Source organism: Aminobacter sp. BA135, assembly GCF_050859125.1.
Lineage (GTDB): Bacteria > Pseudomonadota > Alphaproteobacteria > Rhizobiales > Rhizobiaceae > Aminobacter > Aminobacter ciceronei.
This window is the reverse complement of the sequence record NZ_CP139572.1, coordinates 232322-245707: the sequence shown is the minus strand read 5'-3', so window position 1 is coordinate 245707 and position 13386 is coordinate 232322. Positions and strand designations below refer to the sequence as shown.

Genomic DNA, 13386 nt, shown 5'->3' with positions numbered 1-13386 from the left:
CATGACCGAAGCGACACCGGCGCCGCGCCTCTGGACACCAGAAGGCTTCAGGGACGATGGCTGGACCCATGCCGAGGATGCGAGCGCGCTTTCCGGCAACAGCCGGGTGATCCTGCCGCTTCAGGCCTTTCTCGAGCTTTCGGCCGAACAGCGCGAAGCCGCAAAGGAACGTCTCGGTGTGCTGCTTCAGCCCGGCGACCAGCTCGAGGAGATCATCGACCATCTCGCCCACTTGTCGCTGGTGGCGCTTGCCTTTCCGGCCTTCAACGACGGCCGGTCCTTCTCCAAGGCCGAATTGCTGCGCAGCCGCCACGACTTCGAAGGTGTGGTGCGCGCCACCGGCCAGGTGCTGATCGATCAGTTGCCGCACATGTTGCGCGTCGGCTTCAACGAATTCGAGGTGTCGCACCCAGTGCTGTTGAAACGGCTCGAGGCCGGCCAGGTCGGCGGCTTGCCGCTCTACTACCAACCGACCGCCAAGCCGGCGGCAACGCCTGGGGAAGGCGCGAAGTATTCCTGGCGCCGCAGCGCGACCTGAGCGCCGCAGAGCGACGGGAAAAAGTCTGGAACCCTGGACTGAAGTGCGCAGCGCGCTAGCTTCTGCCAAGCATCTTGCGAAGCGGCTTGTCATGCTCGGCGGCATCGAGCCTGTCGAGCAGGCGGCGCAGCTTCTTGGGCAGCTGTTCGTCTGCCTGGAAGGCAGGCAGCGCTTCCAGGACGCGCAGATTGCTTTCGGACGCAAGCTCTCGCCTGATGTTCGTTGCGACCTTGGCTGCTGTCTTGGTGATGCGTGCGCTGGACATGATTGAAACCTGTGTTCGCGGGCAAAACTCCCGCCAGATGCAAATGGTTCCCAGATTGCTTGCCCGCCGCAGACATGGTCGGCTTGTATGGTAAAACTTGAATTAACATTGAATGGCTGGCGCTGGCCGGACTGAAGATAAGGGCGCGCCAAAGGCGCGGCATCCGGTCCCGGTGGCCCTTGCCCCTTGATTTTTGGCACCCAAACCTCGATATCGGGCGCAACTTAGAACGTGTCCAAACAACGGGAAATGGCGATGAGCGATCAGGCAAAAGACGAACGCGTGCTCGACGAAGCCGCGACTGCCGAGGCCCAGGCCGACAAGATCGAAGGCAGCGTCGAAGGTGATTATGAAGCCCTCGTGCGGCTGCTGAAGGAAAACGAAGAGCTGAAGGACCGCGCCCTGCGCGCCGCTGCCGAGATGGAGAACCTGCGTCGCCGTACCGCGCGCGACGTGCAGGATGCTCGTGCCTATTCGGTCGCGAATTTCGCCCGCGACATGCTGTCGGTGTCCGACAACCTGCGCCGCGCCATCGAAGCGGTTTCGGACGAGGCGAAGACTGCGGGCGGTGCTGGCCTGGCCAGCCTGATCGAAGGCGTCGAGGTGACCGAGCGGTCGATGCTGTCGGCGCTCGAGCGCCACGGCGTGCGCAAGCTCGACCCTCTGGGTGAGAAGTTCGATCCGAACTTTCACCAGGCGATGTTCGAAGTGCCGAACCCCGACGTCGCCGCCAACACCGTCGTGCATGTCGCCCAATCCGGCTACACCATCGGCGACCGCGTTCTGCGCCCGGCCATGGTCGGCATAGCCAAGGGCGGCCCCAAGCATGTCGCCGATGCTCCGGCCGAGCCCGGCCCGGTCAACGAACAGGCTGAAAAAGACGCCTGAGACGCGAATAGCGAATAGGGAGTAGCGAATAGGGAATTCATCGCTACAGTGACCCCAAAACGGGGGCTGCTGTGTTCTTTTCCTATTCGCCACTCACCGCTCCCTATTCGCTCGTTCCATGAACCCTCTGCTCTACCTCGACTATGCCGGGGTGGCGGTGTTTGCCGCCACAGGTGCGCTTGCCGCCTCGCGCAAGGAACTCGACGTCATCGGCTTCCTGTTCCTGGCGAGCTTTACCGGCATCGGCGGAGGCACCGTTCGCGACGTCATCCTCGGCCTGCCGGTTTTCTGGGTGATCAATCCTGCCTATGTGCTGGTCTGTGCTTCGGTTGCGGTGCTGGTCTTCTTCACCGCCCATCTTGTCGAATCCCGCTACAAGCTGCTGCTCTGGCTCGATGCGCTCGGCATGGCCGCCTATGCCGCCATCGGCGCGGCCAAGGGGCTGGAGGCCACGGGGTCGCCGACCGTCGCCATCATTATGGGCATGCTGACAGCCACGTTCGGCGGCATCCTGCGTGATCTGCTTGCGGGCGAGCCGTCGGTGCTGCTGAAGCCCGAGATCTATGTTTCCGCGGCGATGACGGGCGCCGCCATCTACACGCTTGCCGAACTGGCGGAATTGCCGATTGAGTTGTCGACCGTCGTTGCCTTCGTCGCGGCCTTCATGGTGCGTGGCGGTGCGCTGAGATTCGGCTGGACCTTTCCCGCCTATCGCAGCCGTCCCGGCCGCCGCCCGGAAGATATTCCCTGAGAAAGCTGGCTCTATACCTGTCCACGGCGCCGGTTCTACTATGTGCCGACGAAGCACAGGACAGATTCGATGCAGCATCGCGTGGTGGTCGTGGGCGCCGGCTTCGGCGGGCTTGAGGTCGTCAAGGGGCTGGCAGGCGCAGCAGTCAGCATCACCTTCATCGACCGGCGCAACCATCACCTGTTCCAGCCTCTGCTCTACCAGGTAGCGACGGCTTCACTGGCCACCTCCGAGATCGCCTGGCCGATCCGTTCGCTGGTCTGGAACAGGCCGGAGGTGACAACAATCCTGGCCAGCGTCACCGGCGTTGATGCCGAACGGCGCCACGTTCTGCTCGAAGGTGGCGAGACGGTGCCCTATGACAGCCTGGTGCTGGCGACAGGGGCGCGGCACGCATATTTCGGTCACGACGAGTGGGAGCCCTTTGCGCTCGGCCTGAAGACGCTCGAGGACGCAACGACCATCCGCCGCCGCATCCTGGTGGCGTTCGAACGCGCCGAACGGGAGACAGATCCGGAAAAGCAGGCGGCACTGCTGACCTTCGTCATCGTCGGTGCCGGCCCCACCGGGGTGGAAATGGCCGGAACGATCGCCGAACTGGCGCGGGACACGCTGCCGCGCGATTTCCGCAACATCGACACCGGCAAGGCGCGGGTGGTGCTGATCGAGGCCGGTCCGCGGGTCCTTGGCGGGTTCCCCGACGACCTTTCCGAATATGCGTTGCGCTCGCTGCGCAAGCTCGGCATCGAGGTCGAACTCGGTCGCGCCGTCTCCGACTGCAACGCCGACAGCGTCACCTATGGCGACACCAGGCTGGCGACGAAGACCATCATCTGGGCCGCCGGTGTTCGCGCATCGCCCGCCGCCGAATGGCTCGGTGCCCCGGCCGACAGGGCCGGCCGTCTCCAGGTCATGCCCGACCTGACGGTGCCCGGCCACGGCGAGATCTTCGCCGTCGGCGACACGGTGACGGTGAACGGGCCGGACGGGAGGCCGGCGCCCGGCATCGCTCCCGCCGCCAAGCAGCAGGGCCAGCACGTGGCCTCCAGCATCAAGGCGCGGCTGCGCGGCGACGCCGGGCCGCGGCCGTTCCGCTACCGCCACCAGGGTAGCCTGGCGCAGATCGGCAAGCGACGCGCGGTCATCGATTTCGGATGGATCAAGCTGAAAGGGGCGCTGGCGTGGTGGTTGTGGGGCATCGCCCATATCTACTTCCTCATCGGCTCGCGGGCGCGGCTGAGCGTCGCCATCAACTGGTTGTGGATTCACGCCCGCAACCAGCGCGGCGCCCGGCTGATCACCCAGGGCGAGGCGCAGATCGACGCGAGCGGCGTTGCCGCCGACGACGAGCTGGCAACCGCCGACGCGTTGCACCAGTCCCCTGCGGCGGACGCCATGCATGCGCCGCCCACGCCTCAATGAGCGCCTTCGCCGGAGCGCCGCTGGCATGACCGGGCAGAACCAGCCGCGCCGCCTCATAGCTATCTTGTCGTCGCACTGCCCATCGCCTTGTTCGGGCTGATGCCAGCGAACGAGTATACGGCTTGGGGCGGGGCCGGCATCGACTGCGACGGCCCTGCCCGGTGCTGCTCTTCGGCGTTCTCGGATTGGCGATCTATGGCGCGGGCGCGGTGCTCAACGGCAGGCAGTTCAGAAAACCGTTGCGGCTGCTGGTCGCCGGGACCTGCATGCTGGTCTGCCTGGCGCTGATGGCCAACGTCGCCGACGCCGTCAGGGAGCAGCGGGTCAACGATCTCGCTTCCGATACCTGCGGCTGATCAGATGCCTCGCGCGACTGGCGCCCTTAGCGCGCTTCGACGAAGGCCGCGAGGTTTTCAAGCGACGAGGCGATGCCCTCGCGATGGTCGTCCTCGCTGATGCCCGGGGGCACGTTTTCGCAGCTGACGGTGACCCGTGTGCCGCCTTCGACCGGTTCCAGTGTCGTCACGATCCGCATGGTCCCGGCAAAGGACGGGTCGTCCGATTCGAATTCGACGAGCTCGATGACGCGGCGGCCAGGCACTAGTTCGGCAAACCGGCCCTCGAAGACATCGGCATTGTCGGTGGCCTTGCCGTGCCCATGCTCGTCTTCATAGATGAAGGCCATGCGAAAGGTGCCGCCCTCGCGCGCGTCGAAGGCCAGGACTTCGCCGCGCATGCCCTGTGGCGGACGCCAGCTCGCCACGGCTTGCGGCTCGATCAGCGCCCGGTAGATGATGTCGGGCGCGGCCTTGATGAGGCGCGATCCCGTGTCCGTCCGTCCGTGCTCACCAGCGCCTGCCATCTGCGCCTCGTCCCTGTTCGTCAGCCGGCTGCTTGCCGCGCCTTGAGCAGGCTCTTCGGTGCCTGCCTCAACCATGCGTGTTCGAGCCTTGTCCTCAGCTGATCGGCTGGAATGTCGTGGATGCGCACCAGGAACACCGGCCAGCCCTTGTAGTGGGCGGTCTCGAAATAGAGATGCGGATCGGCCTCCATCAGCATCTCCTTTTCCTCGAGCGCGCACACCACCGCCACCGTGTCGGCATCCTTGACACGGCAGAGGAATTTCTTGCGGACGAGAAGCGACGGCGTGCCGTAGGAGGTGCCTTCGACCACCTCAGCCAGTCCTTCGGCCGCAGCCAGCAGCTTGTCGAAGGCAGGCCGGAGATCGTCGGTCATCGCACTAGGCGGCGAAGCGCTGGGTTTCGCCGCCGTAATAGTTGATGTAGCGGGCGCCGATTTCCTTGACCGGCATGACGATGAAGACGTCGGTCGTGCCGAAGTCGTGGTCGATGACGCAGCCGTCGCCGATCTTGGCGCCAACGCGCAGATAACCCTTGATCAGCGGCGGCATCGCAGCGATCGCCGACTTGGCGTTGACTGCTTCGATCGGCATCAGGTCCATGGCGCAATAGCGTCCGGCAACTGCCCGCACGTCCCAGTCTGCGCTGGTGCGGCAGTGATGGGCGAGATAGGTCAGCGCCTCGGCATGCGCTGCAGGCACAGTGCCGTGGAACGATGCGCAACCGGTCATGACGTCGATGTCGTAGCGGTTCAGATAGGCCCAGATGCCTTGCCACAGTGCCTCGATGGTGCGCTTGGAGCGGTATTCGGGCAGCACGCAGGAACGGCCGAGTTCGAGGAAGCGCTGGCCGGGATGGCGGGCGATGAGCTTGTTCAGCTCAAACTCGTCGTCGGAGTAGAAGCCGCCGGCCGCCGTTGCGCGCTCCTGGCGCAGCAGGCGATAGGTGCCGACGATTCGGCGATGCTCGGGGCCATTGATCGAGGTATCGAAGACCAGCAGGTGATCGCAAATGTCGTCGAACCGGTCGGCGTCGCGCCGCTCGATCGAGTGCAGCGCCTGCTTCCTGGCACCGAGTTCGTCGAAGAATACGCGGTAACGCACTTCCTGGGCGGCGGCGATTTCCGCCTCGTCCCGGGCGAGGCGAACCTCAAGCGTCCCGATCCGTCCGAGCGGCGTCCCTGGCAGTAAAGGTTTGGAAGGCACTGTCACCTTGGCGCCGTTGGCTTTCTGAGTGTCACTGTCCGGCAAGGCTGTATGCACGGGTGATTCTCCTTCGAGCCATCCCTCCTGGCGCGGGGATACGGTGTCGGTGCTACAGGATTGTGACAGTATCGTGATCAACCTGTCGCGGCAAGTCTGGGCGGGCAAGCAACGTCGGGTAGCCGGCTAGGAAAATCACCGTGATTTAGTTCAGGCGGCGGCCCGCTGCTCGACGAGATTGATCAGGACATCGGGGTCGAGCGGCTTGGTGACGAAGCCGCTGGCGCCATGGGCGAGCACCGCGTGGCGGGTTTTTTCCTGGCTGTCGGCGGACAGCACCATGATCGGCACGGCAGCCAGGCCATGCTGCTCCTCATGCCTGCGAATGGCCGAAATCGCGTCCAATCCGTCCATCACGGGCATATGCATGTCCATCAGCACGACATCGTAGCGCCGCTTGCGGCTGGCGCCCGTCATCGCTTCGACGGCGGCCTTGCCATTATTGACGACGTCGACGCGATGGCCTGCTTTCACCAGCACGGCGCGGGCGAGCATGGCATTGATGTCGTTGTCCTCGGCGATCAGCACCGACAGGCCGCGAAGCTGCGAATGATTCGCGGGCTTGGCCGCAGCGCGACGGCTGGCAAGCTGCGGCTTGCCCGGCACCACGCCCTGATTCGCCAGAAGTATCCGCAGCAGCGTCTCGCCGCGAACCGGCCGGGCCAGGAAGGTGGCATAACCGCTGGCGCGCAGTTCGCCGAGCAGTCCGCGGTCGGTCGGCGCGATCAACGTGATCGCCTCGCTGGCGGAGAAACCGGTTTCGCGCAATTGCTTGAGCAGACGGCCGTCATTGTCCTCGAGCGCGGCGTCGACCAGCAGCGCGTTGCAGCCTTCGGCGAATGCGGCGGCCTGTTCGGGCGTCACCGCAACGTCGGCGCGGCCGCCATGCGCACGAATGGTTTCGGCCAGTGCTTCTGCCTCGGTGGTGTTTTTTGACAGGATGACGGCACATCGGCCGGCCAGGGCATCGGCATCGGTCTGGGGCGTATCGGTTGCGCCAAAAGCCGGCAGTTCGAAGGCGAATTCCGAGCCTTCGCCGGGTTGGCTGGTGACGGTGATCGTGCCGCCCATGGCGGTGACCAGCCGTCTGGAGATGGCGAGCCCGAGCCCGGCGCCCCCATGTGAACGTGTCGAGGTTCCGTCGGCCTGCTCGAACTCCTCGAAGATGCGCTCGACGTCTTCGGCGCGCAGGCCCGGGCCGGTATCGCTCACGGTGAAGCGAATGTTGCCGGGATGATCGTCGCCGGTTCGTGCGACGCTGAGGCGGACGCCGCCGGCGTCGGTGAACTTGATGGCATTGCCGATCAGGTTGAGCAGCACCTGGCGAACGCGGCCGGGGTCGGCCGAGATCATCTGCGGCACGTTGGGCGCGACATGGCAGCCGAGCCCGATGCCCTTGGCGAAGGCACGCGCGGCCAGCAGCTCGATGACATTGTCGGCGATTTCGCGCGGCGACATCGGTTGCGGCTCGGGATCGAATCGGCCCGCCTCGATCTTGGAGTAGTCGAGCAGGTCCTCGATCAGCGCCAGAAGCGCGCTGGCCGAGGTCGAGACGGCGCCGACATAGGTGCGCTGCTCGGGCGACAGTTCGGTGTCGTGCAGAAGCTTGGCCATGCCCATGATACCGTTCATCGGCGTGCGGATCTCGTGGCTTACGGTTGCCAGGAAGCGCGACTTCGCCTGGCTGGCATATTCGGCGCGCTCGCGGGCGCCGATAAGGGCGGCTTCGGCGCGCTTGCGGGCGGTGATGTCGCGGGCGATGGCCCGGTGCGACACTGCGTTGCTGGCCTTGTCGCGCACCGAAAGCTCGATCCACGAGAACCAGCGCACGACGCCGTTGGAGCGGATGCCGACATCGGTAGAGCTCAGGCATTCGCCGTCTGAGAAGGCGGCGTCCGGCACCACGCCGACATCGACGCCGAGTTCGGCAAGTGTGCGGCCGGCGAGATCGCGCGGGTCCTGGCCGATGAGTCCTGCGAACACCTTGTTGGCATAGACGATGCGACCGTCGCGGTCGCGATGGACGACAAGATCGCCAAGCGCGTCGATGAGGCCGCGGAAGCGCTCTTCGCTTTCCTGCAGCTCCCACATCCGGTCGGCGAGGGTCTCGATCTCGGCTCGGTTGCGCGAAGCGTTCTCGGTGATCTCTTCCGCGGCCCGTGCGCGCTCGCCCAGGCTGCGCGACAACAGCACCATGCCGGCGAGGCCGATGGCAAACAGGCTGGCGCTGATGAAAACAGGCGCGCCGGTCAGATGCGCGAGGCCCGACAGCACCAGCACCGCGACGATGATCGCGAAATAGAGGCCGCGCGGCGGTTCCTTCGGCAAAGCCGGGGCAAGCGGTGGCGGCGTGATGATACGGCGGTGCGACTGGGCGTCGGTGTCGGCGATGGCCGCACCTTGCGTCGTCTTTTCTCCCGTCGTGCCAGATTCCGTCATCATGGCGGAAGCCTAGCACCGAGAGCTTAGGGAAGATTTTGGCAGATAGATCGAATTTTAGCGGTCGTGCTCTTTAGCAATAGGACGGCCGGGAAATACTGCGATTACTGGACGTAGCTCTTGTAAACGTAGCCGCGCTTGCCGTTGAAAACGATTTCGCACCATTGGGTGCAGGAAACCAGTTCGACTGAGGTCTTTGCCGGAATGACGCCAAGCACCGCGCCGCCTTTTTGCGGTTTGGCGCGCATGTTGACCGAGCGCTTGATGACGGCAGCCTTGCCGCCCTCGCTGGCCTCGGCAGGCTTCGCTTCGGCTTCGATCGCCTTGACTGCTGCGGTTTCGGCCGGATCGGTCTTGGCGTTGGTGTCGGTCAGCGCCAGTGCCGCCGTCTCGGTCGGGTCCTTGGCGATAACCTTTTCGGCGCCGGGAATGGCCGGCATGGCTTCGAGCGGTTGGGTTGCGCCCGCCTTGACCACCTGCGCCCATCGCGGGTCGGCGGCCAAGGGCATGTCGGAGGCTTCCTCGGCGGCAGCATCCGAAACGATGATCGAGCTGGCAGCGGAAGCGACGCGGCTCTTGCGGCCGGTTGGCTCGGCGATGATGGTGGTGATCTTTTCCTTGGATGGCTCGGTCTCGACCTGCCTGGCTTCCTGCACGGTGTCGGCCGAGTTCTGGCCCATATGAGGCACGATGAAGAGGGCGGAGACGGCGGTGACGCTCATCAGGGCGGTCATTGCCAATACACCGCAAACCAGGCCGCGGTTCGGCGCGTTCTCGCGCCAGGAAGCCGGCTCGGCTTTCATAAACATCATCGCGGAGCGCGGCTGATTGGCTGCGCCCAACCCGAAGGGCATTTTCACTAGCAACTCTCCACTCAGGCCCCAAGCGCTCGGAATAGCGAGCTCCCCCACCTGTCGTTTTGACCCGCAAATCTACGCCGCGTAGCCGCCAGACAGTTCAGTCGGTACCTTTCGGCCCGTCCACCAAACGCACCATGATGAGCGATTGTGGCAGACCTTGGACCCGATTGCGACCTTAGTGAAAAAAATCTTAACCGCTTAGTCAAGTCTGTGGGTAAGCTGCGGATGACCTCACGGCTCTGTCACATATTGTATTGTGACTTGATCGACCTATTTGTCGGCCGCCTTGGGTTCGCTGCGGCCGCGCCGCCAGGCGATGAATTCATCCAGCACCACCAGCGCTGCACCCACCGAAATGAACACATCCGCCAGGTTGAAGATGGCAAAAGACCACACCGGCGTGTGGAACAATATGTAGTCGATGACGTGGCCGTAGACGGTGCGGTCGATGAGGTTTCCCAGTGCGCCGCCGACGATCAGCGCAAAGCCGAAGCGCGAGATCACCTGCGCCGGCGTGGTCTTGATGGCGAGGAAGGTGACGAAGGCGACGACGACAGTCGTCAGCACGATCAGGCCGGTGTCGCCGACATTGGAGAACATCGAGAACGCGATGCCGGTGTTGTAGGTGCGATAGAGCGCCAGGAACGGCAGCAGGTCGACCTTGTCGTGCATGACGAGATTGGCCTCGACGAGCACCTTGATCCATTGGTCGAGTGCCACGGCGAGAGCTGCGACGATCCCGTAGACTGCAACTGGCTTCAACAGCGGCCTCCTTCAGCGCCGCGTGCCCTCCTGGGTACGCATGGGACGCCGTAACAGTTTTGTTTCGTGCATGATCCTTTCCAAAAAACGAAAATGATTTTTGGAAAGGATCATGCACTAAAGCTTCAGCGCGCCGCGCCGGATTTCGAACAGCATGACGCCGGTAGCGACAGCCAGATTGAGCGAATCGGCGCGGCCCGCCTGCGGGATGCGCAAAAGCTTGTCGCAGGCATCGGCGAGATTGTCGGGAAGGCCCTGCTGCTCGTTGCCCATCATCAACAGCACCGGGCGGTTGCCAAAATCGACGGACCGGTAATCGACGGCGCCCTTGAGATGCGTGCCGGCGACGGTGCCGGGGAAGTTCTTGCGCCATTCGAGGAAGGCATCCGGATGCGTCTTGGCAACAGGCACGGCGAAGATCGAGCCCATTGTCGCGCGCACGGTTTCGAGCGAGAAAGGGTCGGTGGTGTCGCCGACCAGGATGACGCCCTTGGCGCCAACCGCATCGGCGGTGCGGATGACGGTGCCGAGATTGCCGGGATCGCGCACCCGGTCGAGCGCCACCCAGACGTCGTTGCCTTTCGGCCTGATGTCCTTGAGCGGCACGAAACGCTGGCTGAACACGCCGACAACCGCTTGCGGATTGTCGCGGCGGGTGATCGCCGTCAGCACTTTTTCCGAGACTTCGAGCACGTCGCCGCCCAGAGCCACGGTGCGCGCGGCGATCTTTTCGACTGCCTGGTTGCCGAGCGCCGACTTGGCGAAGATCAAAGTCTTGATCGTCCATCCGAGGTCGAGCGCGTCGATCACCAGCTTCAGGCCTTCGGCCAAAAAGGCGTTCTGCTGGTCGCGGAATTTCTTCAGCGAGAGCGCCTTGATGTCCTTGACCAGCGGGTTGGCCAGGCTGGTCACTTCCTTGACGCGGCCAGGGGCTCCGGTGCGGTGTTCGCTCATTTGGCCACCCAGCGTGAGAACAGCGATGTCGAAAGCGCCCGTCCTGCCGACTTCTCGCGGATGACGAGCTCGCCCGATTCGATGGTGCCGCCCATGCCGGCGAAGGTATCGCGCATCAGGGCATGGATGGCGAAGAACGAGGCGCGGATCGAATAGGCGGTAAGCACCACCGCCAGCGGCTTCGGCGTCAGGATCGAGCGGCAGATGTCGGTCATCGCCGGCAGGCTCTCGAACAGCTGCCACACCTCACCCTTGGGACCGCGGCCATAGGCCGGCGGATCGAACAGTATGATGTCGTAGCGGCTGCCGCGGCGCTCCTCGCGCTCGACGAACTTCATCGCATCCTCGCAGATCCAGCGGATCGGCTTGCTGGAAAGGCCTGCCATTTCCTGGTTCTCGCGGGCCCAGCCGATGGCCTTCTTCGAGGCGTCGACATGGGTCACTTCGGCGCCGGCACGCGCCGCGACCAGCGAGGCAAGGCCGGTGTAGCCGAACAAATTGAGCACCTTGACCGGGCGTTTGGCGTCTTCGATCAACCGGGCCATGTGGTCCCAGTGCGTCGCCTGTTCGGGAAAGACGCCGACATGGCGGAACGAGGTGAAACGGCCCTGGTAGGACAGGCCGTCATGACGCATCGGCCATGTTTCGCCGAGCGGCGCCTTCGGAAAGCGCCAGCGGCCCATGCCTTCTTCGTCAGTGTCGCCGGTGAAGACGGCGTCGGCGCGGTCCCAGTCCTTCGCCGGCAGCGCGCGCTGCCAGATCGCCTGTCCCTCGGGGCGGACGATGCGGTAGGGGCCGTATTGTTCGAGCTTCTGGCCGTTGCCGCTGTCGAGCAGCGCGTAGTCATCGTTCGGCGCAACCTCGAGGATCAGCGGCAGGCGTTCGGCCGGCAGTGCGCCTTCGCGGCGCGCAAGCTTGCGCGGTTCCGATTTTAGCTCGGCTTGATGCTTCGGTTCTGCCTGATGGTCCTGGCTCAGGGTTGCGCGTTGCTCCGGCTTGCGCTCTGGCTGCCGCGCGGTGCGGTCGCGCATCTGTGCGGGGGCAGCGCCGCCCTTGCGGGGCGGCTGCGGGCGGCTGTCGCGGCGTTTGTCGCGCGGATGCTTCAAGGAACGGCGTCTCCGGATGGTTGGCCGCTTTTGACACAGGCCACGGTACACCGCAACCGGACGGGCGGTCGCGGGCGTCTCGCAGCCGCCTTCCGGCGCCGCCGTCTGCGCTCTATCGTGCTGTCAAAGCCGCCCGAGAATCATGTCGCGCTCCGAACGCCTGCTCGACCTCATCCAGATCCTGCGCCGCCACCGCCGGCCGGTGAGCGGCTTGACGCTTGCCGGCGAGCTGGACGTGTCGATCCGCACGCTCTACCGCGACATCGCTACCCTGCAGGGCCAGGGGGCGCCGATCGAGGGCGAACCGGGACTGGGGTATGTGCTGAAGCCCGGCTTCATGCTGCCGCCGCTGATGTTCACCGACGAGGAGATCGAGGCGATCGTGCTCGGCTCGCGCTGGGTGGCGAAGCAGCCGGACACAAGGCTGTCTGCGGCCGCCACCGATGCGCTCGCCAAGATCGCTGCCGTGCTGCCCGACGATTTGCGCGAGGAGCTCGACGCCACGGCCCTTCTGGTTGGCCCGAGCGCCGAGGCGACACGCGAGGGCGCTGATCTCGGCATCATCCGCCGGGCGATCCGCGCCGAGCGCAAGCTGGAGATGACCTATCAGGACGCTTCGGGCACCGGCTCGCGGCGCATCGTCTGGCCCTTTGCGCTCGGCTTCTTCGACAAGGTCCGCGTCATGGTGGCGTGGTGCGAGATGCGCCAGGATTTTCGCCACTTTCGCGCCGACCGCATTTCGGAACTCGCCGCGACCGACGCTCGCTACCCGCGCCGCCGCGCCGCCATGCTGAAGGAATGGCGGGCGACGCTCGACACAACAAGGAAGCTTTGAACGCCACTGCCAGAATCTGACAGTGGTGCTGGCTAGGGTTCTCCACATCCAACAAGGAGAACAGCGATGCGCAGCCCCAACTTCATCATTCTTTACGTCGACAAGCCGGAAGCCAGCGGTGCCTTCTATGCCAAGCTGCTCGGCCGCCAGCCGGTGGAGACGTCACCGACCTTTGTCATGTTCGTGCTCGACAACGGTTTCAAGCTCGGCTTGTGGTCGCGCCACGCCGCCCTGCCGGCGGCGTCCGCAGCGGGTGGCGGAGCGGAACTGGTGCTTGCCGTGGAATCGCCCGGGGCGGTTGACGCGACCCATTCAGACTGGGCGGGGCGTGGACTCAACATCCTGCAGGCGCCAACCGACATGGATTTCGGCCGCACCTTCGTCGCGCTCGACCCTGACAATCATCGCTTGCGCGTCTACTGCCTCGACGAAGCGGCGGTGTAG

At 64.8% G+C, this 13386-nt stretch carries 16 protein-coding genes; 7 read left to right on the top strand and 9 right to left on the bottom strand.

Annotation, left to right across the window (positions count from 1 at the left end):
• The first annotated feature begins 1 nt into the window (after nt 1).
• A complete protein-coding gene (locus SLT36_RS01255) occupies nt 2-538 on the top strand; it encodes a DUF934 domain-containing protein (RefSeq protein WP_067954902.1) in 537 nt (178 codons plus the stop codon).
• Nucleotides 539-593: 55 nt separating this feature from the next.
• On the opposite strand, the gene SLT36_RS01250 is transcribed toward SLT36_RS01255, so the two are convergent.
• Entirely contained in the window at nt 594-803 is a 210-nt protein-coding gene (locus SLT36_RS01250; RefSeq protein WP_115729627.1) for a hypothetical protein, read from the bottom strand.
• Between the two features lie 255 nt (nt 804-1058).
• On the opposite strand from SLT36_RS01250, the gene grpE reads away from it, so the two are divergent.
• The 4 genes from grpE (at nt 1059) to SLT36_RS01230 (ending at nt 4220) form a co-directional block, all read left to right on the top strand.
• Nucleotides 1059-1691: a nucleotide exchange factor GrpE gene (gene grpE, locus SLT36_RS01245; RefSeq protein ID WP_432285436.1), complete on the top strand. Its 633-nt coding sequence runs from the start codon at nt 1059-1061 to the stop codon at nt 1689-1691.
• Between the two features lie 118 nt (nt 1692-1809).
• Entirely contained in the window at nt 1810-2442 is a 633-nt protein-coding gene (locus SLT36_RS01240; protein WP_432285434.1) for a trimeric intracellular cation channel family protein, read from the top strand.
• 69 nt (nt 2443-2511) lie between these two features.
• A complete protein-coding gene (locus SLT36_RS01235) occupies nt 2512-3864 on the top strand; it encodes an NAD(P)/FAD-dependent oxidoreductase (RefSeq protein ID WP_432285433.1) in 1353 nt (450 codons plus the stop codon).
• 161 nt (nt 3865-4025) lie between these two features.
• Nucleotides 4026-4220, top strand: coding sequence for a hypothetical protein (locus SLT36_RS01230; RefSeq protein WP_432285432.1), 195 nt, complete (start codon nt 4026-4028; stop codon nt 4218-4220).
• Between the two features lie 26 nt (nt 4221-4246).
• Here the strand turns inward: SLT36_RS01230 and SLT36_RS01225 are convergent, their stop codons facing one another.
• The 8 genes from SLT36_RS01225 to SLT36_RS01190 form a co-directional block, all read right to left on the bottom strand.
• On the bottom strand, nt 4247-4726 hold the full coding sequence (locus tag SLT36_RS01225; RefSeq protein ID WP_432285431.1) for an SRPBCC family protein: 480 nt from the start codon (nt 4724-4726) through the stop codon (nt 4247-4249).
• Between the two features lie 20 nt (nt 4727-4746).
• Nucleotides 4747-5100 (bottom strand): MmcQ/YjbR family DNA-binding protein, encoded by a 354-nt coding sequence (locus SLT36_RS01220; RefSeq protein WP_432285429.1) that lies wholly within the window; start codon nt 5098-5100, stop codon nt 4747-4749.
• 4 nt (nt 5101-5104) lie between these two features.
• Nucleotides 5105-5935 carry a GNAT family N-acetyltransferase gene (locus SLT36_RS01215; protein ID WP_246787043.1) on the bottom strand — a complete coding sequence of 277 codons (831 nt, stop codon included), beginning with the start codon at nt 5933-5935 and terminating at the stop codon, nt 5105-5107.
• Between the two features lie 201 nt (nt 5936-6136).
• Nucleotides 6137-8428 carry an ATP-binding protein gene (locus SLT36_RS01210; protein WP_432285428.1) on the bottom strand — a complete coding sequence of 764 codons (2292 nt, stop codon included), beginning with the start codon at nt 8426-8428 and terminating at the stop codon, nt 6137-6139.
• Nucleotides 8429-8529: 101 nt separating this feature from the next.
• On the bottom strand, nt 8530-9237 hold the full coding sequence (locus SLT36_RS01205; protein WP_432285426.1) for an SH3 domain-containing protein: 708 nt from the start codon (nt 9235-9237) through the stop codon (nt 8530-8532).
• 318 nt (nt 9238-9555) lie between these two features.
• A complete protein-coding gene (lspA, locus tag SLT36_RS01200) occupies nt 9556-10047 on the bottom strand; it encodes a signal peptidase II (RefSeq protein WP_432285424.1) in 492 nt (163 codons plus the stop codon).
• 117 nt (nt 10048-10164) lie between these two features.
• Nucleotides 10165-11001: a TrmH family RNA methyltransferase gene (locus SLT36_RS01195; protein ID WP_432285422.1), complete on the bottom strand. Its 837-nt coding sequence runs from the start codon at nt 10999-11001 to the stop codon at nt 10165-10167.
• Entirely contained in the window at nt 10998-12107 is a 1110-nt protein-coding gene (locus SLT36_RS01190) for a class I SAM-dependent methyltransferase (RefSeq protein ID WP_432285420.1), read from the bottom strand. The genes SLT36_RS01195 and SLT36_RS01190 overlap by 4 nt, the downstream gene beginning before the upstream one ends.
• Before the next feature lie 142 nt (nt 12108-12249).
• Here SLT36_RS01190 and SLT36_RS01185 point away from each other — a divergent pair, with 142 nt between their 5' ends.
• Both SLT36_RS01185 and SLT36_RS01180 read left to right on the top strand, forming a co-directional pair.
• The gene (locus tag SLT36_RS01185) at nt 12250-12942 is read left to right on the top strand and encodes a helix-turn-helix transcriptional regulator (RefSeq protein WP_432285418.1); all 693 of its coding nucleotides are present in this window, start codon (nt 12250-12252) and stop codon (nt 12940-12942) included.
• 66 nt (nt 12943-13008) lie between these two features.
• Entirely contained in the window at nt 13009-13386 is a 378-nt protein-coding gene (locus tag SLT36_RS01180) for a VOC family protein (protein WP_432285416.1), read from the top strand.

Coding starts and splice junctions, on each gene's coding strand:
- SLT36_RS01195 (WP_432285422.1), bottom strand. CDS start 11,001: ATGAGCGAACACCGCACCGGAGCCCCTGGCCGCGTCAAGGAAGTGACC.
- SLT36_RS01235 (WP_432285433.1), top strand. CDS start 2,512: ATGCAGCATCGCGTGGTGGTCGTGGGCGCCGGCTTCGGCGGGCTTGAG.
- grpE (WP_432285436.1), top strand. CDS start 1,059: ATGAGCGATCAGGCAAAAGACGAACGCGTGCTCGACGAAGCCGCGACT.
- SLT36_RS01255 (WP_067954902.1), top strand. CDS start 2: ATGACCGAAGCGACACCGGCGCCGCGCCTCTGGACACCAGAAGGCTTC.
- SLT36_RS01240 (WP_432285434.1), top strand. CDS start 1,810: ATGAACCCTCTGCTCTACCTCGACTATGCCGGGGTGGCGGTGTTTGCC.
- SLT36_RS01220 (WP_432285429.1), bottom strand. CDS start 5,100: ATGACCGACGATCTCCGGCCTGCCTTCGACAAGCTGCTGGCTGCGGCC.
- SLT36_RS01225 (WP_432285431.1), bottom strand. CDS start 4,726: ATGGCAGGCGCTGGTGAGCACGGACGGACGGACACGGGATCGCGCCTC.
- SLT36_RS01250 (WP_115729627.1), bottom strand. CDS start 803: ATGTCCAGCGCACGCATCACCAAGACAGCAGCCAAGGTCGCAACGAAC.
- SLT36_RS01205 (WP_432285426.1), bottom strand. CDS start 9,237: ATGATGTTTATGAAAGCCGAGCCGGCTTCCTGGCGCGAGAACGCGCCG.
- SLT36_RS01180 (WP_432285416.1), top strand. CDS start 13,009: ATGCGCAGCCCCAACTTCATCATTCTTTACGTCGACAAGCCGGAAGCC.
- SLT36_RS01210 (WP_432285428.1), bottom strand. CDS start 8,428: ATGATGACGGAATCTGGCACGACGGGAGAAAAGACGACGCAAGGTGCG.
- SLT36_RS01185 (WP_432285418.1), top strand. CDS start 12,250: ATGTCGCGCTCCGAACGCCTGCTCGACCTCATCCAGATCCTGCGCCGC.